The 19,807-nt window shown below is 53.1% G+C and carries 22 protein-coding genes; 13 read left to right on the top strand and 9 right to left on the bottom strand.

What is annotated here, in order from left to right:
- Positions 1 to 149: 149 nt before the first annotated feature.
- Entirely contained in the window at positions 150 to 1,508 is a 1,359-nt protein-coding gene (locus ABLV08_RS00250) for a GGDEF domain-containing protein (protein ID WP_020078996.1), read from the top strand.
- 37 nt (positions 1,509 to 1,545) lie between these two features.
- On the opposite strand, the gene slyA is transcribed toward ABLV08_RS00250, so the two are convergent.
- Positions 1,546 to 1,986: a transcriptional regulator SlyA gene (slyA, locus tag ABLV08_RS00245; protein ID WP_020078997.1), complete on the bottom strand. Its 441-nt coding sequence runs from the start codon at positions 1,984 to 1,986 to the stop codon at positions 1,546 to 1,548.
- A 172-nt stretch (positions 1,987 to 2,158) separates the two neighbouring features.
- Between slyA and ABLV08_RS00240 the strand changes: the two genes are divergently transcribed.
- Genes ABLV08_RS00240 through ABLV08_RS00230 form a run of 3 tightly spaced genes read left to right on the top strand, consistent with a single transcriptional unit; the run spans position 2,159 to position 5,326 of the window.
- Positions 2,159 to 2,395 (top strand): DUF1656 domain-containing protein, encoded by a 237-nt coding sequence (locus tag ABLV08_RS00240; protein ID WP_015366868.1) that lies wholly within the window; start codon positions 2,159 to 2,161, stop codon positions 2,393 to 2,395.
- 10 nt (positions 2,396 to 2,405) lie between these two features.
- Positions 2,406 to 3,302: an HlyD family secretion protein gene (locus ABLV08_RS00235; RefSeq protein ID WP_020078998.1), complete on the top strand. Its 897-nt coding sequence runs from the start codon at positions 2,406 to 2,408 to the stop codon at positions 3,300 to 3,302.
- On the top strand, positions 3,302 to 5,326 hold the full coding sequence (locus ABLV08_RS00230) for an FUSC family protein (protein ID WP_042892339.1): 2,025 nt from the start codon (positions 3,302 to 3,304) through the stop codon (positions 5,324 to 5,326). Before ABLV08_RS00235 ends, ABLV08_RS00230 begins: the two co-directional genes overlap by 1 nt.
- Here ABLV08_RS00230 and sodC read toward each other — a convergent pair.
- The 3 genes from sodC to ABLV08_RS00215 form a co-directional block, all read right to left on the bottom strand.
- The gene (gene sodC, locus ABLV08_RS00225; protein ID WP_015366871.1) at positions 5,319 to 5,840 is read right to left on the bottom strand and encodes a superoxide dismutase [Cu-Zn] SodC; all 522 of its coding nucleotides are present in this window, start codon (positions 5,838 to 5,840) and stop codon (positions 5,319 to 5,321) included. The two genes, ABLV08_RS00230 and sodC, sit on opposite strands and share 8 nt — an antisense overlap.
- 70 nt (positions 5,841 to 5,910) lie before the next feature.
- The gene (locus tag ABLV08_RS00220; RefSeq protein WP_020079000.1) at positions 5,911 to 6,807 is read right to left on the bottom strand and encodes an aldo/keto reductase family oxidoreductase; all 897 of its coding nucleotides are present in this window, start codon (positions 6,805 to 6,807) and stop codon (positions 5,911 to 5,913) included.
- Between the two features lie 48 nt (positions 6,808 to 6,855).
- Positions 6,856 to 7,098: a DUF1289 domain-containing protein gene (locus ABLV08_RS00215; protein ID WP_348855401.1), complete on the bottom strand. Its 243-nt coding sequence runs from the start codon at positions 7,096 to 7,098 to the stop codon at positions 6,856 to 6,858.
- A gap of 133 nt (positions 7,099 to 7,231) precedes the next feature.
- Between ABLV08_RS00215 and ABLV08_RS00210 the strand changes: the two genes are divergently transcribed.
- From ABLV08_RS00210 to rnt, 4 genes are all read left to right on the top strand, one after another.
- The gene (locus tag ABLV08_RS00210) at positions 7,232 to 7,831 is read left to right on the top strand and encodes a TetR/AcrR family transcriptional regulator (protein ID WP_015705222.1); all 600 of its coding nucleotides are present in this window, start codon (positions 7,232 to 7,234) and stop codon (positions 7,829 to 7,831) included.
- A gap of 52 nt (positions 7,832 to 7,883) precedes the next feature.
- A complete protein-coding gene (locus tag ABLV08_RS00205) occupies positions 7,884 to 8,981 on the top strand; it encodes an alkene reductase (protein WP_348855400.1) in 1,098 nt (365 codons plus the stop codon).
- Positions 8,982 to 9,060: 79 nt separating this feature from the next.
- Positions 9,061 to 9,468, top strand: a complete 408-nt coding sequence (gene gloA / locus ABLV08_RS00200; protein ID WP_015705221.1) for a lactoylglutathione lyase — start codon at positions 9,061 to 9,063, stop codon at positions 9,466 to 9,468.
- 104 nt (positions 9,469 to 9,572) lie between these two features.
- On the top strand, positions 9,573 to 10,217 hold the full coding sequence (gene rnt, locus ABLV08_RS00195; RefSeq protein WP_015366877.1) for a ribonuclease T: 645 nt from the start codon (positions 9,573 to 9,575) through the stop codon (positions 10,215 to 10,217).
- A 53-nt stretch (positions 10,218 to 10,270) separates the two neighbouring features.
- Here rnt and ABLV08_RS00190 read toward each other — a convergent pair whose 3' ends face one another.
- Positions 10,271 to 10,618 (bottom strand): Grx4 family monothiol glutaredoxin, encoded by a 348-nt coding sequence (locus tag ABLV08_RS00190; RefSeq protein ID WP_015366878.1) that lies wholly within the window; start codon positions 10,616 to 10,618, stop codon positions 10,271 to 10,273.
- 339 nt (positions 10,619 to 10,957) lie between these two features.
- On the opposite strand from ABLV08_RS00190, the gene ABLV08_RS00185 reads away from it, so the two are divergent.
- A complete protein-coding gene (locus ABLV08_RS00185; protein WP_015705220.1) occupies positions 10,958 to 11,833 on the top strand; it encodes a C40 family peptidase in 876 nt (291 codons plus the stop codon).
- Here the strand turns inward: ABLV08_RS00185 and ABLV08_RS00180 are convergent.
- Positions 11,830 to 12,285, bottom strand: coding sequence for a helix-turn-helix domain-containing protein (locus tag ABLV08_RS00180; RefSeq protein WP_047739827.1), 456 nt, complete (start codon positions 12,283 to 12,285; stop codon positions 11,830 to 11,832). The two genes, ABLV08_RS00185 and ABLV08_RS00180, sit on opposite strands and share 4 nt — an antisense overlap.
- A gap of 478 nt (positions 12,286 to 12,763) precedes the next feature.
- Here ABLV08_RS00180 and sodB point away from each other — a divergent pair, with 478 nt between their 5' ends.
- Positions 12,764 to 13,345: a superoxide dismutase [Fe] gene (gene sodB, locus ABLV08_RS00175; RefSeq protein ID WP_015366881.1), complete on the top strand. Its 582-nt coding sequence runs from the start codon at positions 12,764 to 12,766 to the stop codon at positions 13,343 to 13,345.
- Positions 13,346 to 13,394: 49 nt separating this feature from the next.
- On the opposite strand, the gene ABLV08_RS00170 is transcribed toward sodB, so the two are convergent.
- Both ABLV08_RS00170 and ABLV08_RS00165 read right to left on the bottom strand, forming a co-directional pair.
- Positions 13,395 to 14,561, bottom strand: coding sequence for an MFS transporter (locus ABLV08_RS00170; protein ID WP_020079003.1), 1,167 nt, complete (start codon positions 14,559 to 14,561; stop codon positions 13,395 to 13,397).
- 159 nt (positions 14,562 to 14,720) lie between these two features.
- Positions 14,721 to 14,810 carry a YnhF family membrane protein gene (locus ABLV08_RS00165; protein ID WP_032705726.1) on the bottom strand — a complete coding sequence of 30 codons (90 nt, stop codon included), beginning with the start codon at positions 14,808 to 14,810 and terminating at the stop codon, positions 14,721 to 14,723.
- Positions 14,811 to 15,105: 295 nt separating this feature from the next.
- On the opposite strand from ABLV08_RS00165, the gene purR reads away from it, so the two are divergent.
- Complete coding sequence (gene purR, locus ABLV08_RS00160; protein ID WP_015366884.1) at positions 15,106 to 16,131, top strand: HTH-type transcriptional repressor PurR; 1,026 nt, start codon at positions 15,106 to 15,108, stop codon at positions 16,129 to 16,131.
- Between the two features lie 19 nt (positions 16,132 to 16,150).
- Here purR and punR read toward each other — a convergent pair whose 3' ends face one another.
- Positions 16,151 to 17,062: a DNA-binding transcriptional activator PunR gene (punR, locus tag ABLV08_RS00155; RefSeq protein ID WP_015366885.1), complete on the bottom strand. Its 912-nt coding sequence runs from the start codon at positions 17,060 to 17,062 to the stop codon at positions 16,151 to 16,153.
- A gap of 112 nt (positions 17,063 to 17,174) precedes the next feature.
- Here punR and punC point away from each other — a divergent pair, with 112 nt between their 5' ends.
- Together punC and cfa are read left to right on the top strand one after the other, a co-directional pair.
- Complete coding sequence (gene punC / locus ABLV08_RS00150; RefSeq protein WP_048228701.1) at positions 17,175 to 18,359, top strand: purine nucleoside transporter PunC; 1,185 nt, start codon at positions 17,175 to 17,177, stop codon at positions 18,357 to 18,359.
- A gap of 298 nt (positions 18,360 to 18,657) precedes the next feature.
- The gene (gene cfa, locus ABLV08_RS00145; protein WP_015705219.1) at positions 18,658 to 19,806 is read left to right on the top strand and encodes a cyclopropane fatty acyl phospholipid synthase; all 1,149 of its coding nucleotides are present in this window, start codon (positions 18,658 to 18,660) and stop codon (positions 19,804 to 19,806) included.
- Position 19,807 lies beyond the last annotated feature (1 nt).

Raw genomic sequence — 19,807 nt, 5'->3', positions numbered from 1 at the left:
TACATATATCAATTTTATTGATATTTCTCTGCGACAACTTGCGTTTGCGCAATATTTCCCGTTGATTAATTCGTTAGCCTGAAGTGGTCTTTTTCATTTAGCGACCTGCACGTCGTTTTTATCCGCCCTTTTATCGCGGGAGTTTGCCTGTGCCTCTGAAACTAAACCGGTTATCACACCGCTTATTTGCTTATATTATTGCCTGCAGCCTGGCAATTATTACGATCGATTTATTATCTAATTCAGTTGTTAATCGTATCCCTACGACTTCATCACCACTTTTCCCTTTACTGACAATAATATTAATGATTTTTCACATTACTATTTCTTGTTTTATGAGCATGAAGTATTGGTGTGATAAAAACCGGCTGTATCTGATGCCCATCGCCTTCGCTTTTGCCAGCTCTGCCCTGTTGATGCTAGGCACTCTGAGCAGCTATCCCGGCTGGCTACTGTGCAACAGCGAATATATTGTTAAACAAAATGACGCGCTGATCTTTTATTCGTTCCGCAATATTCTGATGGCCGTGTTATTTATCACTGCCATTATAATATATCGTTTTCGCCAACATCTTAACCAGGCTGCTGGCGCACATGCTATAATACTGACGGTATGCTTTCTATTCAGTGCCGCCATTCTTATTTTATCCTGGCTACACTCCAGTAATAGTCCGTTACTAAGCATCGATTTTATCGACGATATCACCAGCACTTTTACTCCGTTATGGCATTACTGGATGGGCTGGCTGCTATTTTTAGCCTGGGTATGTACGTTGATATTATTGATTATGCTAACCCGGCTACGTAATATCTTCTGGTACAGCGGCGCATTTTTCTGTGCCGCCTATATATTTACGCTAAACGTATTACTCACAGCGACAGGTAGTCAGCATATTATCGCCTGGAATCAGGCGCGCCTGTTCGAAACCTTAAGTACCTTATTTATGCTGTTCGTCCTGTTAAGCGACGTTTTTCTTCTCTATCGCGACTCTAACAACAAATACATAAATTCATATCAGAACTCTATCCGTGACCCGTTAACCGGACTGTACAACCGCAGCTACTTTTACGACACGCTGAATGGACTATTGCCGCATACTTCAGCAGCACAACCGCTTTCCGTCATCGTCAGCGATCTCGATCACTTTAAGCGTATCAACGACAACTACGGTCATGTCCAGGGTGACAAGGTGATTCAGTTTGCCGCCAGCGTATTACAAACCCATGTCCGTCGTGAGGATATTGCCGCGCGCATCGGCGGCGAAGAGTTTGCCCTGTTGTTGGTAAATACTGATGCTGATGATGCGCTGGCGATAGCCGAGCGAATTCGCCAGATGGTCAGCGCCGGGCAGGATTCACTGCCGGAACAAATGACCATTAGTATGGGTGTCTACACGGCGACAAGCTCGCTCATTGAGGCTGAAGAATGCGTTAAGCGCGCGGATACGGCTATGTACGCGGCGAAAAACGGTGGCCGCAATCGCGTGGTGGTCTGGCAGAATAAATAATTGAAAGGACTCTGCAAGCGCAGAGCCCTGTTCCTGGCTAGTCTTTAGCCTGAAGATCGAGGATATTGTTTTCAAGTTTACGGATTAAGTTGAGCAACGTTTCGACTTCCTGCTTTGATACACCTGCAAGGATTTCATCACGCGTTTTGCCGATCACGTCTTCCATTTGGTTGATCAGCGGTTCAGCCTTTTCCGTTAGCTTGATACGTTTCGCCCGGCGATCGTTTGCACAAGTCTGGCGAGAAATAAGCCCTTTCTCCTCCAGTTGATCCAGCGTGCGCACCAAAGAGGGCTGTTCAATACCAATTGCCTTGGCCAACTGGATTTGCGACTGCTCAGGAGGTAGCTGATGAATGTTATGCAGCGTGACCCAGTGCGTCTGCGTTAACTCCAGAGGTTTCAGGCGATGGTCGATCAGCGCGCGCCAAACGCGTACCAAACGTGCCAGATCAGAACCAAGTGGCGATTCCAATTTCATCTCCTTATAATTAGCTTGCTAAGTTATTATACTGCTTTTAGAATAGTGTGCAGCATTTAAATTACCAAAACAAATGAATTACTTGATTCACTAAATTCAAAACAATGATTTACAATGTGAACTAATTCATCACCAAGAACATTATCCCTGCAACGGCAAAGGATTTTTGCTTGTGAAACTGAGTCTTAACACTCCCGGATTGTCGCTACAGGACCTGGTGTTCGGCGCTTCTATCTATTTTCCCCCGTTATTTAAAGCCGTCGTGCTTGGTTTCTTTATTTGGCTAATAGTTCATCGTCAGTTGCGCGACTGGATGTACGCCGGCGAAATCTGGCATCCCCTGCTGATGGACCTTTCCCTGTTTGCGCTGGCCGTTTGCCTGGCGCTGGTTCTCCTGACTCTCTTGTGATGCTCATTTCATGAAGAAACTAAAATATCTCTCAACCTTAATTATCGCCGCCTGCGCAATCATCGCCGCCTGGCTGGTCTGGAACTACTACACTCAGTCGCCATGGACCCGCGACGGTAAAATCCGCGCCGAACAGGTCGGCATCACCCCGCAGGTCTCCGGCAGTATTTTGCAGTTGAATGTTAAAGATAACCAATTGGTCAACGCCGGCGACGTGCTGTTCCGTATTGACGATACGCCTTATCGCATTGCGGTATTAAACGCTCAGGCTCAGTTGGCAAAAGCCAAAGCGGAACTGGCAAAAGCCAAAGCCGAGCAAACCAAGGCCGCCAGCGACGTTACTCGCCGCCGCAGTCTGTCGCAAAACTTCATCTCCGCTGAAGATATGGAAACCGTCAATACCGCGCTGAATACCGCCAATACGACTTATGAGGCGGCTAAAGCGGTCGTTGGCGTGGCGCAAGCCGCGCTGGAGCATGCGCAGTGGCAGCTGACGCAAACCGTGGTTAAAGCCCCGGTTGATGGCTGGATAACTAATTTGTCAACGCGGGTCGGGGACTATGCCTCCGTCGGCCATCCCGTCTTTGCCCTTGTCGACAGCCACTCATTCTATGTCCTGGGTTATTTTGAAGAGACCAAACTACGTCACATCCGCGAAGGTGATAGCGCCCAGGTCGTTCTTTACAGCAGCAAACAAACGTTACAGGGTCACGTTTCCAGCATTGGCCGCGCTATCGTCGACCAGAGCGTCGAAGGCGGTTCGGCACTGGTCGCTAATATTAAACCCAATATTCCGTGGGTGCGCCTCGCGCAACGCGTACCGGTACGTATCGAGTTCGATAAACTCCCTGCGGATGTCACATTGGTTTCAGGTACCACCTGTACCGTGTCAATTGGCGGACAATAATGAAGCTGCAGGCTCTGCGCTGGCAATCACTGCCGTGGTTTAAAGCCAGCCGCCCGCAATGGCGCTACGCATTGCGCAATGGGATAGCCATGTGTCTGGCGCTTAGCATCGCCTATGCGCTGGATCTTGATGAACCCTACTGGGCAATGACATCAGCCGCAGTCGTGAGCTTCCCGACCGTCGGCGGCGTTATCAGTAAGAGTTTTGGCCGTATCGCCGGCAGCCTGCTCGGCGCCTGCGCCGCCCTGCTACTGGCGGGCCATACCCTTAACGACCCGTGGCTATTCTTATTCAGTATCTCAGCCTGGATTGCGCTCTGTACCTGGGCCTGCGCGATGTTTACCAATAACGTCGCCTACGCTTTTCAACTGGCGGGCTATACCTGCGCAATCATCGCCTTCCCGGTTATAAATGTTACCGACGCGAATGAACTGTGGACTATCGCTCAGTCGCGGGTCTGTGAAGTGATTGTGGGGATATTGTCCGGCGGATTCATGATGATGATCCTGCCCAGTACCTCAGATGGCGTCACGCTGCTGACGGCGTTGAAGAATATGCACTCACGGTTATTAGAGCATGCCAGCCTGCTGTGGGTGCCGGAAACCACCGATGCGATTCGTAGCGCTCATGAAAGCGTCATCGGTCAGATCCTGACTATGAATCTACTGCGTATCCAGGCCTTCTGGAGCCATTATCGTTTCAGACGGCAGAATCCCTTGCTGAATTATCTGCTGCATCAGCAGTTGCGAATGACCAGCGTCATCTCCAGCCTGCGGCGAATGTTATTGAACTGGCCGGATGCGCCTGGTAATACGCGGGCGGTGCTGGAAACGTTACTTAGCGAGCTCGCCAATCCGCACGCAAATGTTTATAGCGTGGCGCGAATTTTGGTGCCGCTAGCCCCCGGCCCTAACGCCGACTATCGCCATCTGGCGTTCTGGAAACGGCTGCGTTATTTCTGTCGTATCTATCTCGAAAGCAGCCGCTGGATCCGACGCATCGAGAACGCCAGCGCTATCACGGTGTTCAATGTCCCTTCGGCGCCCGCGCTGTCGCGCCATACCGATCAGGCGGAAGCGTTATGGAACGGCTTACGGACCTTCTGCGCGCTGGTGGCCGTGGGCGCCTGGGGTATCAGCACCCAATGGCAGGCCTGCGCCGCCGCGCTCACCCTCGCCGCCATTAGCTGCGTACTCTACTCGATATCGCCTTCGCCCTTTAAATCGCTCACCTTATTGATGCGTACGCTGGTGCTGTTGTCGCTGTTCAGCTTTATGGTGAAGTTTGGCCTAATGGTGCAGATAACCGACCTGTGGCAGTTTTTACTGTTTCTGTTCCCGCTGCTCACCACCATGCAGTTATTGAAACTCCAGATGCCGAAGCTCGCAGGGCTGTGGGGGCAGTTAATCGTCTTTATGGGATCGTTTATTTCGGTCACCAACCCTCCGGTTTACGACTTTGCCTCGTTCCTTAATGATAACCTCGGCAAAATCATTGGTGTCGGTCTTGCGTGGCTTGCCTTTGCGATTATCAGCCCCGGCTCGGATGCGCGCAAAAGCCGCCGCCATATTCGTGCGTTACGGCGTCACTTTGTCGATCAGTTGAGTCGACGCCCGCAGCACAGCGAGCATGAATTTGAGTCACTGGTGTACCACCACATTAGCCAGTTAAGCAGCAGCCAGGACGCGCTGGCGCGACGTTGGCTGCTGCGCTGGGGCGTGGTGCTGCTCAACTGTTCGCATGTCGTGTGGCAACTACGCGACTGGGAGACACGCTCCGATCCACTTTCACAGGTGCGCGACTTGTGTATCAGCCTGCTACGCGACGTCATGAGTGAACGCGGCGTCCAGCAACGCCCACTTGCCTCGACGTTGCTGGAGCTGCAGCGGATATGCGATACCCTTAACCACCATCATCAGCCGGCGGCTAAAGAGCTGGCGGCGATTATCTGGCGGTTATACTGCTCGCTATCGCAGTTAGAACAGGCGCCGATTGCCGGCACCATTACCGAACGGACTACTTAATCACCCCGCAGGCAAAACGCTCGCCGCCGCCGCCCAGCGGCTGCGGGCTATCGGCCATATTATCGCCGCCGACATGCACCATCAGCGCTTTGCCCTTCACTTCCGCGAGCGTTTTCAGGCGCGGGGCAATAACCGGTTGGTTAGCCACGCCATCGTCGTTCACCACCAGCAAAGGAAGATCGCCGAGATGCCCTGCCCCTAATGGCCCTTCATGTTTGCCGGTATGTTGTGGGTCGAAATGACCGCCCGCCGCGCCAGCGGCGACCGCTTTACCGTCTTTTATCGCCGGTTGGCAGCTCCCTTCTGCGTGGATATGAAAGCCGTGTTTGCCCGGCGGAAGCGCGCGTAAATCAGGCGTAAACTCAAGGCCTCTGTCGGTTTCAGTGATTTTAACGCTGCCGACGGCCTGGCCAACGCTCTGGCTGGTGACAAGATTGAGGGAGACATCTTCACTGGCGGCCTGAGCGCCAGCGCAAAATGCGAGAGTGAAAATAGCGAGTAAACATCGTTGCATAACACCTCCGGATTAGCCGTATCCCTGATAAGTGTAAACCAGGTAGCGGCATCCGGAGGCGTAATCAGGCTTACGGGACGTCGTAACCCAGCGCCGCTTTACGAATGCGGAACCACTGCTGGCGCGTCATATGCAGTTTTTCCGCCACAATAGCTGAGCGCACGCGCTCGATTTTCCCCGAGCCAATAATCGGCAGCGGTTTCGACGGCAAGCGCAATACCCAGGCGTAAACCACCTGCTCAATGCTTTCTGCGTTGAGCTCCTGGGCAATTTGCGCCAGCTCGTCGCGCAGCGGCTGGAAGCTTTCGTCGTTGAACAGGCGTCCGCCGCCGAGGCAGGACCAGGCCATCGGGCGAATGCGCAACTGCTGGAGTTGATCGAGGGTGCCGTCAAGCAGCAGCGGCTGATGTACCGGCGAGAGCTCGACCTGGTTAGTGGCCAGGGTAAAAGGCAGGCGCGATTGTAAAAGCGTAAACTGCGCCGGCGTAAAGTTAGATACCCCAAAGTGGCGCACTTTCCCACTATGATGTAACGCGAGGAAAGCCTCAGCGACCTCATCGGCATCCATCAGCGGATCCGGGCGGTGAATCAGCAGTAAATCGAGATGATCGGTCGCCAGATTACGCAGGGATTGCTCGGCGCTGAGAATGATATGGTCGCGGTCAGTAATATAGTGGCCAATAGTATTTTCCGCGCGCGCCTTGGTCGCAATACCGCATTTGCTGACGATTTCCATACGGTTACGCAGGTGCGGGGCCCGTTTAAGCGCTTCGCCAAACGCGGCTTCACACTGATAATCGCCGTAGATATCGGCGTGGTCGACGGTCGTAACCCCCAGATCCAGGTGCTGCTCAATAAAGCCAACCAAAGCGTCGGTGGACATCTTCCAGTCCATGAGACGCCAGTAGCCCATTACAAAACGTGAAAATTCCGGCCCCTGCGGAGCCATAGCAATACGCTGAACCATAAACGCTTCCTCGACAAAAAAGTGTTCTGAGTATACGCATATTTGTCGTCAAAACAGTGAGGGTTGCTGCGGTTCTTCCGCCGGTTCCTGCTTAGTCGCGCGAATTTTACGCAGCAGACGCTGGTGGCACAGACGCAGAACCTCCTGTTTTTGCGCGTCGCTCAGCTTTTGCCAGTTAAAGCGCTCATCCCGGCTACGAAAACAGCCGCGGCAATATCCGCGTTCATCGGACTGACATATTCCCCGGCACGGACTTTGTACCGGGAAAAACTCCAGCTGCTCTGCCACCACCGCTCTCCTGTATTTTCTCTCTGTCTCTCATTGAAGACGTTCCACCGCCAGTGCGCAACTTTTGTTGTCTTCGTATTCGCGCTAACGATCATTTTGCTTGCATTAGACCAATCGGTCTACTACAGTGTGCTCCATGAACAGACACAGCGAATGCGATACCCGAGAACACATCCTCATCACCGGCGAGCAACTATGCATGCATCGTGGTTTTACCGGCATGGGCTTAAGTGAACTTCTGAAAACGGCGGAAGTGCCGAAAGGCTCTTTCTATCACTACTTTCGCTCAAAAGAAGCCTTCGGCGTCGCGCTGCTTGAACATCACTACACCGGCTATCTGCAGCGCCTGGTTGATCACTTTGACCATGGCGAAGGCAACTACCGCGACCGACTGCTGGCCTACTATCAGCACACGCTGAATCAGTTTTGCCAACAGGGCATTATCAGCGGTTGCTTAACCGTGAAGCTGTCGGCGGAGGTGTGCGACCTGTCGGAAGATATGCGTACTGCCATGGATAAAGGCGCCAGCCAGATTATCGCCCTATTGGGCGAAGCGCTGGAAAAGGGCCGTCTGGAGGGTAGCCTGTTGTTTGAGGGGGAAGCTATCACCCTTTCACAGGTGCTGTACTCGTTGTGGTTGGGAGCCAATTTACAGGCCAAAATTACGCGTAGCGCAACGCCGCTGGAAAGCGCCCTTGCTCACGCCAAACAAATCATTGCAGCGCCTGCGGTTTAACAGGCGTTTTATTTAACCAGTTACAAGACGACCGGTCTACTCAGGAGTCATTATGTCAGAATCTAAATTGTTCAGCCCGTTAAAAGTCGGTGCGGTGACCGTACCTAACCGCGTATTTATGGCTCCGCTGACCCGTCTGCGCAGCATCGAACCAGGCGACATCCCTACTCCGCTGATGGCTGAGTATTATCGTCAGCGCGCCAGCTCCGGCCTGATTATCACCGAAGCGACGCAAATTTCCGCCCAGGCGAAAGGCTATGCCGGCGCGCCGGGCCTACATAGCGCAGAGCAAATGGCCGCATGGCAAAAAATCACCGCTGGCGTTCATGCTGAAAACGGTCATATCGCCGTGCAACTGTGGCACACCGGCCGCATTTCCCATAATAGCCTGCAGCCGGGAGGCGCGGCGCCGGTTGCGCCATCGGCGCTGAGCGCAGGTACGCGTACTTCGCTGCGTGATGAAAACGGTCATGCCATTCGCGTCGATACGTCGATGCCGCGCGCGCTGGAAACAGACGAAATCCCAGGGATCGTGGATGACTTCCGTCAGGCGGTAGGCAATGCCCGCGATGTCGGCTTCGACCTGGTAGAGCTGCACTCCGCGCATGGCTATCTGCTGCACCAGTTCCTGTCGCCTTCTTCTAACCAGCGTACCGACCAGTACGGCGGCAGCGTTGAGAATCGCGCCCGCCTGGTGCTGGAAGTGGTCGATGCCGTCAGTAAAGAGTGGAGCGCCGATCGTATCGGCATTCGCGTGTCGCCAATCGGTAGTTTCCAGAACGTCGATAACGGCCCGAACGAAGAAGCCGATGCGCTCTATCTTATTGAGCAGCTGGCAAAACGCGGTATCGCTTATCTGCACATGTCCGAACCAGACTGGGCCGGCGGCCAGCCGTACAGCGACGAATTCCGTCAGAAAGTTCGCGATCGCTTCCCGGGCGCGATTATCGGCGCTGGCGCCTATACGGTGGAGAAAGCCAACGACCTTATCAATAAAGGACTGATCGATGCCGTGGCCTTTGGCCGCGATTACATCGCTAACCCGGATCTGGTGGCGCGTCTGCAGAAGAAAACGGCGCTTAACCCGCAGCGCCCGGAAAGCTTCTACGGCGGCGGCGCGGAAGGTTATACCGATTATCCAACCCTGTAATCCCTCCATTGATAGCGGCGTACCAACGCCGCTATACTCAAGACTCTGATGTATCAAAACAAACTGCATAGGGGAAATTATGCGCTTACTTCACACCATGCTGCGCGTTGGCGACCTGCAACGTTCTATTGAGTTTTACACCAACGTGCTGGGCATGAAGCTGCTGCGTACCAGCGAAAACCCTGAATATAAATACTCGCTGGCTTTCGTCGGCTACGGCGAAGAGAGCGATACCGCGGTTATCGAACTGACCTATAACTGGGGCGTGGATAGCTACGAACTCGGTACCGCCTATGGCCATATTGCGCTGAGCGTCGACAACGCGGCGCAAGCGTGCGAGCGTATTCGCCAGAATGGCGGCAATGTCACTCGCGAAGCTGGCCCGGTTAAAGGCGGCAGCACGGTTATCGCCTTTGTTGAAGATCCGGACGGCTACAAAATTGAGCTGATCGAAGAGAAAGATGCCGGAAAAGGTCTCGGCAACTAAGTTAATTCGGGCGCGTTCGCGCCCGATGTTTTCTCCCTTCCTGCTGCAAGCCGCGGCAAAATTTGCCATAATGCGCGCTACTTTTTTCCAGCTAAGAGAATCTGATGTCCGAGAACGCTCAACTTAATGGTCTGTGCGGCCGTTTTCGCGGTTTTTATCCTGTGGTAATTGATGTTGAAACCGCCGGGTTTAATGCCAAAACCGACGCCCTGCTGGAGATCGCCGCTATTACGTTGAAGATGGATGAGCAGGGCTGGCTGATGCCGGACGAAACGCTGCATTTTCACGTGGCTCCCTTCGAAGGGGCCAACCTGCAGCCGGAAGCGCTGGCTTTCAATGGAATTAACCCAAACGATCCGGAGCGCGGCGCGATAAGTGAATACGATGCGCTGCACGCCATTTTTAAAATGGTTCGCAAAGGAATGAAAGAGAGCGATTGTAGCCGCGCGATTATGGTGGCGCATAACGCGACTTTCGATCACAGCTTTACGATGGCCGCCGCCGAGCGCGCCGGGTTGAAACGCAACCCGTTCCATCCTTTCGTGACCTTCGATACCGCCGCGTTGAGCGGGTTGGCCTTAGGGCAAACGGTATTGTCTAAAGCCTGCATCGCCGCCGGCATGGAGTTTGATGGCAGCAAGGCCCATTCTGCGTTGTACGATACCGAGCAAACCGCCCAGCTATTCTGCGAAATCGTCAACCGCTGGAAGCGCCTTGGCGGCTGGCCGTTACCTGTACCTGAAGCGTAAGCGATAAAAAAAGCGACTTCCGGAGAAGTCGCTTTTTCTTTTGCAGCAAAGAATTACTCTGCTTTCGGCTCGTCAGCGTTGTGCTTTGCAGCCGTTTCTTTGATCAGCTGCTGCAGTTCGCCGCGCTGATACATTTCGATGATGATGTCGCAACCGCCAACCAGTTCACCGTCAACCCACAGCTGCGGGAAGGTCGGCCAGTTAGCGTATTTCGGCAGTTCAGCGCGAATATCCGGGTTCTGCAGGATATCTACGTAGGCAAAACGTTCGCCGCAAGCGGAAAGCGCCTGCACTGCCTGAGCGGAGAAACCGCAGCTCGGCAGCTTCGGAGAGCCTTTCATGTACAGCAGGATCGGGTTTTCAGCGATTTGACGTTGGATCGTTTCTAGAGTGGTGCTCATTGTCGTGCTTCCTTAAACATCTTTACGGCAGTAATTTGTCATTGTAGCGTCCTGGACGCAGGACCGATAATAACATTTTTTTCACTCGCCACATTTTATCTTCTGTCGTCTGAAGTTGCCTTAAAAATATCACTTTGTAACGTCACCGCGGGGCGAGTTGCGCACTTTCTGTACGAGGCGGTGATTGTCTGACTCATTTTTTTGCAATCGTTAACCAAACGACATTTTAGATACAAAAGAGTATTAACTTTCTGGCTTTTTATGCTTTAGAATCATTCCGGTTTGTCATTCACCGTCAGGCATTAGTATATGTCTGTAATTTAATCAGGGGATTGCTCAGTGGCGCGGCTCAATAAAATCGCGATATCGCTCTGTGCATTACTGTTTACATCTATCTCGCTTACGCCATTGGCGCATGCTTCAGGGCATACGCACGCTTCGGCTACGCCGAAGGCGCACCCGGCGAAAGGCTCCACCGCCGAGCGTAAGAAGAAAGCAACGCAAAATAAATCCAAATCCACCGCTAAAACTACCCGTAAAAAAACCTCAAGCGCGAAGTCCCCTACTCGTACTACCGCAGCAAGCCAAACCGCGCTTAATCGTCAAGTCGCCGGCGCCACTAAAAAATGCGTGTTGCGTAAAGGCTATAAAAAGCAGTGTGCGAAAACGGTAAAATCCAGCGAAGCATCGACGCTGGCGTTGAACAGCGTGAAAAGCAAATGCGTGGTGCGTAAAGGCTACAAAAAACGTTGTAAACCTGTCGCTGATGAACCGAATCTGACGATTGCCGATGCGCACAAAGCCCGAGTGCAAAAAGCGCAAAGCACTGCCATGAATAAACTCATGGATCAGCTAGGCAAACCTTATCGCTGGGGAGGCTCCTCACCGCGTACCGGTTTCGACTGCAGCGGGCTGGTTTATTACGCCTATAAAGATCTGGTAAAAATTCATATTCCGCGCACCGCTAACGAAATGTACCACCTGCGCGATGCCCGCCCGGTTGACCGCGATGAACTGCAAAGCGGCGATCTGGTCTTCTTCCGCACCCGCGGACGCGGCACCGCCGACCACGTAGGCGTTTACGTTGGAAACGGTAAGTTTATCCAGTCGCCGCGTACCGGCCGTGATATTCAGATAACCTCCCTGAGCGAAGATTATTGGGTTCGCCACTACGTCGGCGCGCGCCGCGTAATGACGCCAAAAACCATTCGTTAAGAGGCGCAGACCCCGGTTTGCCGCTGCGCCGGCAAACCGCTCTTCTGTACATTCCCCACCTCTTCCAGATTCAGCGGATACTGCATTCGTTCCTCCAGTTGCGCGGGGTGACGGCGGTAGCTGGTCGGCGACATACCAAAATGACGACGGAAAGTACGGCAAAATGTCGCCTGGCCTTCAAACCCGAGCAGCAATGAGATACTCAACGCCGAATCCTGCGTCTGTTTGAGAATACCGGCGGCAATGGTCATTTTGCGTCGGCTAACATATGTTCCCAGCGTATAACCGGTAATCAGCGCGAACTGGCGCTGAAAGTACCAGTGCGAATAACCCGATTTCCTTGAGATTGCGGTGACGGGTAGCGCGGTAAAAATGTTGTCTTCGATCCACTCGATGATATCTATGACGATCGGAATAATATGTCCGCTGACCATTTCATGTTTATGCGCCATCTCTTCTCATCCATCAATTATGAGCTTTATGCTTGTTCAATAACGATTTTTTGCTCCGAGGTTCGTTGCCTGCAGAGATAATTATATTTGTCATACAATTAAAATTAATCCCAATGATTATTGGGCATGAAAGTCATTCCCATTACGCATAATGCCCGCAAGCTAATGTTTTATATCGATCTAAAAAGATAACAGGCGATGAAAATACGCAGCGTTTTAGTCGTAGGCAGGAGCGTCGATGGGGAATTTGCGAATCATATCGCTCGCCATGCGCCAGACTGGCGAAGGCTTAATCAGTCGCGTTAGCAATGAATAACCTTTGTTGTTGTAAGTCTTTTAACTGACTTCAGCAAATGTTAACATTCTCAACACAATAACATGTAACACTCGCGACAGCGTTACACAGTAAATACGATATTCAGGTGAACATTCACCTAATTAATGTGAGAAAAAACAAAAAGTTATAAGGAGAGTAGCAATGTCGTTCGAATTACCTGCATTACCATATGCAAAAGACGCCCTGGCGCCGCACATTTCCGCAGAAACCCTGGAATACCATTACGGTAAACATCACCAGGCCTACGTGACCAACCTCAACAACCTGATCAAAGGCACTGCTTTTGAAGGCAAATCTCTGGAAGAGATCGTTCGCTCTTCTGAAGGCGGCGTCTTCAACAACGCAGCGCAGGTCTGGAACCACACTTTCTACTGGAACTGCCTGGCGCCGAACGCCGGCGGTGAGCCGGAAGGCGAACTGGCCGCAGCGATTAACAAATCTTTCGGTAGCTTCGCTGATTTTAAAGCGAAATTCACCGATGCCGCGGCGAAAAACTTCGGCGCAGGCTGGACCTGGCTTGTTAAAAACGCTGACGGCAGCCTGGCTATCGTCTCCACCAGCAACGCCGGCACTCCGCTGACTACCGATGCGACGCCGCTGTTGACCGTTGATGTCTGGGAACACGCCTACTACATCGACTACCGCAATGCCCGTCCAAATTATCTGGAACACTTCTGGGCGCTGGTAAACTGGAAATTTGTTGCCGCCAACCTGGCAGCATAAAATAAAACCGCAGCGGGGTTACCCCGCTGCGGTTTTTTCTTAGTGCGACTTAGTTATTCGCTAATGCTTCTTCTGGTTGTGAACGCCCGCCAAACAGCACCACCGCTAATGCCAGCCCGGCAATAATCGCCCCCATCACCGGCACAAAAGCATAACCGAGACCGCCGGATATCACCGCGCCGCCCGCCGCCGCACCCAACGCATTACCGAGATTGAAAGCGCCAATGTTAACCGACGATGACAGGCCCGGCGCTTCGTGCGCCACGCGCATTACCCGCATCTGCAGCGGTGGAACCACCGCGAAGGTTGCCGCGCCCCAAACGACCATGCTGACGGCAGCACCCAGTTGCGATTGCGCCAGCAACGGAATGGCCAACATGATGGCAATCAGTAACAACAGGAACCCTTTCAGCGTTCCGGAGACTGAACGGTCGGCAAATTTACCACCCAGATAGTTGCCAAGCGAGAAACCGACGCCGATCAACACCAGCATGGCGGTAACAAACAGCGGTGAAGCGTGGGTGATGGTATGCAGTACCGGAGAAATATAGGTATACAGCGTGAACATCGCCCCGGCGCCCAGCACGGTAGTCAACAGCGCAGAGAGTACCTGAGGACGCATCAACACCGACAGCTCGCGCTTCACGTTCGGACGCTCGCCGGCGCTACCCTTCGGCAGGGAGAACCACAGACTGACCATCGCAATTAACCCCAGACCCGCCGTGGCGAGGAAAGACATTCGCCAACCGATGGTTTCGCCAAGCCAGGTGGCAGCCGGTACGCCGCCGATATTGGCAATGGTCAGCCCCATAAACATGGTCGCGACCGCGCTGGCCTGTTTGTGTTTTGGCACCACGCTTGCGGCAACGACTGAGCCAAGGCCGAAGAACGCGCCATGATTGAGGCTGGTGATAATACGCGACAGCAGTAGCGTCGTGTAATCTGGCGCAATAGAAGAGAGCACGTTGCCGAGGGTGAAGATCCCCATCAGGAAGATCAATGCATTGCGGCGAGCGCGATGCGATAGCAGCAACGTCATTAACGGCGCGCCGACCATCACGCCAATGGCATAGGCGCTAATCAGCATCCCCGCGGCCGGAATAGAAACATCGACGCCTTTGGCGATAACCGGCAGTAATCCCATCGGGGAAAACTCGGTGGTACCGATACCAAAGGCACCGATCGCCAACGCGAGTAAGGGAAAGTTGATTTTCATTCAGAGACTCCATCAGGCCGATTCAGGACACGGCATTACATCAGAAGCCAAAAGCATGACATCAATCACAGAAAAACAGAAGTAAACGAAATGACAAAAGATTTTTGCAGATTTGCTAATAATGGCGGGATGGGAGGGGAAGCCCCCTCCCTGCTGGAATCAGTGCAGTACCGCGGTCAACGCGGCGGCGACGATCAGACCCAAAACAATAACCGTCGTTGTCAGCGAAAACTTTAAATTTGTGTCCATCAATTTTCTCCCCTGATTATCCCCACATAGAAAGTGAGCTTGCTCATTTTTGCACAAAAATATGCAAAAATCTTCCCGGATTTAGAGTGATGCACATTTTTGCTCTTCCCCTTTGCCGCGAGATAGGACAAAATCCCACGCTAATTTGAAAGCGTATCGGCCATTGACCCCTTCCTGTCGTTCTGTGTCGTTTTCCCAGGTGTTGCAATGTTGAGCATTGTATACAGGGTGTGTATAGGCAAACGTTTACGTATCGATAATCAGACGATCAGGTCAAGGTCTGGAGTGAGAAGTAATGGCAACTATTAAAGATGTAGCGAAACGCGCAAACGTTTCCACTACAACTGTATCACATGTGATTAACAAAACCCGTTTCGTGGCGGAAGAGACGCGCAATGCGGTGTGGGCGGCAATTAAAGAACTCCACTATTCGCCAAGCGCCGTGGCTCGCAGCCTGAAAGTCAATCACACTAAATCGATCGGTCTGCTGGCCACCAGCAGCGAAGCGGCCTATTTCGCTGAAATTATCGAATCCGTAGAAAAGAGCTGCTTCCAGAAAGGCTATACCCTGATTCTGGGCAACGCCTGGAACGATCCGGAAAAACAGCGCGCCTACTTGTCGATGATGGCGCAAAAGCGCGTTGACGGCCTGCTGGTGATGTGTTCCGAGTACCCGGAGTCCGTACTCAGTATGCTTGAAGAGTATCGTCATATTCCGATGGTGGTGATGGACTGGGGCGAAGCCAAAGCGGACTTTACCGACTCGGTTATTGATAATGCCTTTGAAGGCGGCTACATTGCCGGCCGTTACCTGATTGAACGCGGCCATCGTGAAATTGGCGTTATTCCGGGCCCGCTTGAGCGCAACACTGGCGCCGGGCGCCTTGCCGGCTTCATGCAGGCGATGAAAGAAGCGCATATCAATGTGCCGGAAAACTGGATTGTTCAGGGTGACTTTGAACCGGAATCCGGCTACCGCGCCATGCAGCAGATCCTTAATCAGCAGCATCGCCCAACCGCCGTGTTCTGCGGCGGCGACATCATGGCGATGGGCGCTATCTGCGCCGCCGACGAAATGGGCCTGCGCGTGCCGCAGGACATTTCGCTGATCGGGTATGATAACGTGCGTAACGCCCGCTACTTCAGCCCGGCGCTGACCACCATTCACCAGCCGAAGGACTCGCTCGGGGAAGCGGCATTCAATATGCTGCTCGATCGTATCGTTAATAAACGCGAAGAGTCGCAGTCCATCGAGGTGCATCCACGTCTTATCGAGCGCCGCTCGGTAGCCGACGGCCCGTTCGTCGATTATCGCCGCTAACACCTTCCTCCGGCGCCGGTTATTCCGGCGCCCGCAACCACTCCCGATTCAACGTTTCGCTGTCGCCAAGATAGTCAAGCAGCCAGCTTAAAGCGGGTGAAGCATCGCTTTGTTGCCAGGTCAAGCAGCAGGCGGCATCCGGGAATGGGTTTTCCAGCGTCAAGGCCGTCCACTCCCCGCTATCGATATGCGGGCGGGCGAAATGGCCTGGCACCATCCCGACGCACAATCCTGCCGAAAGACAGGTGGCTGAAGATTCCCAATCTGGCACCACCACCCGCTTCTGGTTATCCAGCAGCCAGGTTGTGCGCTTCGGCAGCGAGCGTGAGGTATCTTCGCGCACCAGGGACGGCCAGTTGCGCAACACGTCATCACTGAGCGGCCCTTCCATCTGTGCCAGCGGATGACTGCTGGCGACGACACAGTGCCAGTTCAGCATCCCCATATCGCGAAAAGCGTAACGCCCTCCCACCGGTATCGAACGCGTCGCGCCGATAGCGAGTTCTACCCGCCCATCGGCTAACGCATCCCAGACGCCGTTGAAAACTTCCTGAAAAACGATCAGTTCGACATCGCTAAAATGGCGATAAAAATCAACGATCATCTGGCGCATCCGCGCCGGTTTAACGATATCGTCCACCGCAATGGACAGCTGGCCGCGCCAGCCGTTAGCAATTTGCTGGCACTGCTGGCGGGTGATCTGCATTTTTTTGATAACAGAACGCCCTTCCTGCAAAAACCAGTGCCCGGCGGGGGTCAATTCAACATCACGATGGCGACGTTCAAAAAGCGGAACCGCCAGCCACTCCTCCAGCTGTCGCACCGTATAGCTCACCGCCGAAGGTACGCGGTGTAGCTCCTGCGCCGCGGCGCTGAAACTCCCGTTACGCGCTACAGCATCAACCACTTCTAAGGAATATTCAGACCACATATTCTGCCTGCAAAATTTTTGAATGCATGTGACAAATAATAGCGTTTCACAAGGCGGATTACACTCCCTACACTCTGCGGCATCGTACCTGCATCAGTAGAAAGAGAACGTTATGCAACAACCTGGGAAAGGATTTTTAGTGTGGCTGGGCGGCCTGAGCGTGCTTGGCTTTCTGGCCACCGACATGTATCTACCGGCCTTTGCCGCCATTCAGCAAGACCTCAACACTTCTGCCGCATCGGTTAGCGCCAGCCTGAGCTTATTCCTCGCTGGCTTCGCGCTCGGCCAGTTGTTCTGGGGGCCACTGTCGGACCGCTATGGCCGGAAACCGATTCTGCTCGCCGGGCTGGCTATCTTCGCTCTTGGCTGCCTTGGGATGCTGTGGGTACGCGACGCGACGCTGATGCTGGTACTGCGTTTTGTCCAGGCGATCGGCGTATGCGCCGCCGCGGTGACCTGGCAGGCGATGGTGACCGACTACTATCCGGCCCAGCGCACCAACCGCATTTTCGCAACGATCATGCCGCTGGTCGGGCTCTCTCCGGCGCTGGCGCCGTTACTCGGCAGCTGGCTGTTAGTTCATCTGGAATGGCAGGCTATCTTCGCCACCCTGTTCGCTATCACCTTACTGTTGATGCTGCCGGCTTTTCGTCTGAAGGCGGTCGTCAAACCTGCTGGCGAAACCCAGCAGAAACTTACCTTTATGTCCCTGCTGCGTTCACGTGAATATAGCGGTAACGTGCTCATTTATGCGGCGTGTTCCGCCAGCTTCTTCGCCTGGCTCACCGGTTCGCCGTTTATCCTCCATGAAATGGGCTATGGCCCAACGGTGATTGGTCTTAGCTACGTGCCGCAAACTATCGCCTTCCTGATCGGCGGTTACGGCTGCCGCGCGGCGCTGCAAAAATGGCAGGGTCATCAGATGCTGCCCTGGCTGCTGGTTGTTTTTGCGCTGAGCGTGGCGGCGACCTGGCTTGCCGGGATACAGAATCATCCGTCACTGGTTGCGCTAATGGTTCCGTTTTGCATCATGGCGATTGTGAATGGCGGGATTTACCCTATCGTCGTCGCCCAGGCGCTGAAACCTTTTCCACAGGCAACCGGGCGCGCCGCCGCTCTGCAGAATACGCTGCAGCTTGGCCTCTGTTTCCTGGCAAGCCTGCTGGTCTCAAGCCTTATCGCCACTCCGCTTCTGACCACCACCAGCGTGATGCTGATTTCCATCGTTCTGGCAGGCATCGGTTTCTGGATGCAGCAACGACGCGTGCAGTTAGTGAACGAATCGTCTCACGCTTGATGATTTTTTAAAGCATCTCCCGGACCAGTAATTAGCCTGCTAATATATTTTTATTGAAAGGCGGTTTTTAGCGGCCTATACTGGATCCGGCATCACATAAATAGAAAGTTTTTTAGATATTAACGGGGGCAGGAAGCAGCCCGTTTCACCATGGAAGGCCTTTCGGCAAGGGTTATCTCCCTTCCTCTGTTCTACGTCGGATAGCACCCTCACGATTTTTTCGTGAGATTTCTCACAAAGCCAAAAAAGCGTCTACGCTGTTTTAAGGTTCTGATCACTTGGGCGTGATGGAGAAGCTATGAGTTCATCGTGTATAGAAGAAGTAAGTGTACCAAACGATGATTGGTACCGGATTGCAGCTGAATTATTGGGCCGTGCCGGAATTGAGATCAATGGTTCCGCACCCTCCGATATCCGGGTAAAAAACCCGCTCTTTTTTAAACGCGTGTTACAAGAAGGGTCTCTCGGATTAGGCGAAAGCTATATGGACGGCTGGTGGGAATGCGAACGCCTGGATATATTCTTTCACAAGGTATTGCGCGCCGGGCTGGATAAGCAACTCCCCCACCACTTCAAAGATACGCTACGTATCGCTGGCGCTCGCCTGTTTAATCTGCAAAGCAAAAAACGCGCCTGGATTGTTGGTAAAGAACACTACGATTTAGGCAACGACCTTTTCCACCGCATGCTCGATCCCTATATGCAATATTCCTGCGGATACTGGAAAGAGGCCGAAAATCTGGAACAGGCGCAGCAGGATAAATTAGATCTTATCTGTCGCAAACTGCAGCTTGAGCCAGGAATGAAAGTGCTGGATATCGGTTGCGGTTGGGGCGGACTGGCCTATTACATGGCCAAAAACTATAACGTCAGTGTGACGGGCGTGACCATTTCGGCCGAACAACAAAAAATGGCACAGGAGCGCTGTGCAGGATTAGATGTCAATATTCTGCTGCAGGACTATCGCGATCTTCACGAAAGTTTTGACCGTATCGTCTCCGTCGGGATGTTCGAGCACGTTGGGCCTAAAAATTACGCCACTTATTTTGAAGTTGTCGATCGTAATTTAAAACCAAACGGTCGTTTTCTGCTACACACCATTGGTTCAAAGATTACCGATCACAACGTCGACCCGTGGATTAATAAATATATATTCCCTAACGGTTGCCTGCCGTCGGTACGCCATATCGCCGATGCCAGCGAGAAGCATTTTGTGATGGAAGATTGGCATAACTTTGGTGCCGATTATGACACCACCTTGATGGCCTGGTACGAGCGTTTTCTTGCCAGTTGGCCGGATATTGCCGATAACTATTCAGACCGTTTCAAACGCATGTTTACCTATTACCTGAATGCCTGCGCGGGTGCTTTCCGCGCCCGCGACATTCAGCTCTGGCAAGTCGTCTTCTCGCGCGGTGTTGAACATGGCCTGCGCGTAGCCCGCTAGA

The organism is Klebsiella sp. CN_Kp088, assembly GCF_040064335.1.
GTDB lineage: Bacteria > Pseudomonadota > Gammaproteobacteria > Enterobacterales > Enterobacteriaceae > Klebsiella > Klebsiella aerogenes.
Note: the sequence above shows the minus strand (reverse complement) of the source record. Positions and strands in the feature narration are given on the sequence as shown.

Excerpts from the sequence above, each read along its gene's own strand:
- ABLV08_RS00190 (WP_015366878.1), bottom strand. The coding sequence starts at position 10,618 with ATGAGCACCACTCTAGAAACGATCCAACGTCAAATCGCTGAAAACCCG.
- ABLV08_RS00180 (WP_047739827.1), bottom strand. The coding sequence starts at position 12,285 with ATGGCGCATAAACATGAAATGGTCAGCGGACATATTATTCCGATCGTC.
- cfa (WP_015705219.1), top strand. The coding sequence starts at position 18,658 with ATGAGTTCATCGTGTATAGAAGAAGTAAGTGTACCAAACGATGATTGG.
- sodB (WP_015366881.1), top strand. The coding sequence starts at position 12,764 with ATGTCGTTCGAATTACCTGCATTACCATATGCAAAAGACGCCCTGGCG.
- rnt (WP_015366877.1), top strand. The coding sequence starts at position 9,573 with ATGTCCGAGAACGCTCAACTTAATGGTCTGTGCGGCCGTTTTCGCGGT.
- ABLV08_RS00170 (WP_020079003.1), bottom strand. The coding sequence starts at position 14,561 with ATGAAAATCAACTTTCCCTTACTCGCGTTGGCGATCGGTGCCTTTGGT.
- punR (WP_015366885.1), bottom strand. The coding sequence starts at position 17,062 with ATGTGGTCTGAATATTCCTTAGAAGTGGTTGATGCTGTAGCGCGTAAC.
- slyA (WP_020078997.1), bottom strand. The coding sequence starts at position 1,986 with ATGAAATTGGAATCGCCACTTGGTTCTGATCTGGCACGTTTGGTACGC.
- sodC (WP_015366871.1), bottom strand. The coding sequence starts at position 5,840 with ATGCAACGATGTTTACTCGCTATTTTCACTCTCGCATTTTGCGCTGGC.
- ABLV08_RS00235 (WP_020078998.1), top strand. The coding sequence starts at position 2,406 with ATGAAGAAACTAAAATATCTCTCAACCTTAATTATCGCCGCCTGCGCA.
- purR (WP_015366884.1), top strand. The coding sequence starts at position 15,106 with ATGGCAACTATTAAAGATGTAGCGAAACGCGCAAACGTTTCCACTACA.
- ABLV08_RS00205 (WP_348855400.1), top strand. The coding sequence starts at position 7,884 with ATGTCAGAATCTAAATTGTTCAGCCCGTTAAAAGTCGGTGCGGTGACC.
- gloA (WP_015705221.1), top strand. The coding sequence starts at position 9,061 with ATGCGCTTACTTCACACCATGCTGCGCGTTGGCGACCTGCAACGTTCT.
- ABLV08_RS00210 (WP_015705222.1), top strand. The coding sequence starts at position 7,232 with ATGAACAGACACAGCGAATGCGATACCCGAGAACACATCCTCATCACC.
- ABLV08_RS00165 (WP_032705726.1), bottom strand. The coding sequence starts at position 14,810 with ATGGACACAAATTTAAAGTTTTCGCTGACAACGACGGTTATTGTTTTG.
- ABLV08_RS00220 (WP_020079000.1), bottom strand. The coding sequence starts at position 6,807 with ATGGTTCAGCGTATTGCTATGGCTCCGCAGGGGCCGGAATTTTCACGT.
- ABLV08_RS00230 (WP_042892339.1), top strand. The coding sequence starts at position 3,302 with ATGAAGCTGCAGGCTCTGCGCTGGCAATCACTGCCGTGGTTTAAAGCC.
- punC (WP_048228701.1), top strand. The coding sequence starts at position 17,175 with ATGCAACAACCTGGGAAAGGATTTTTAGTGTGGCTGGGCGGCCTGAGC.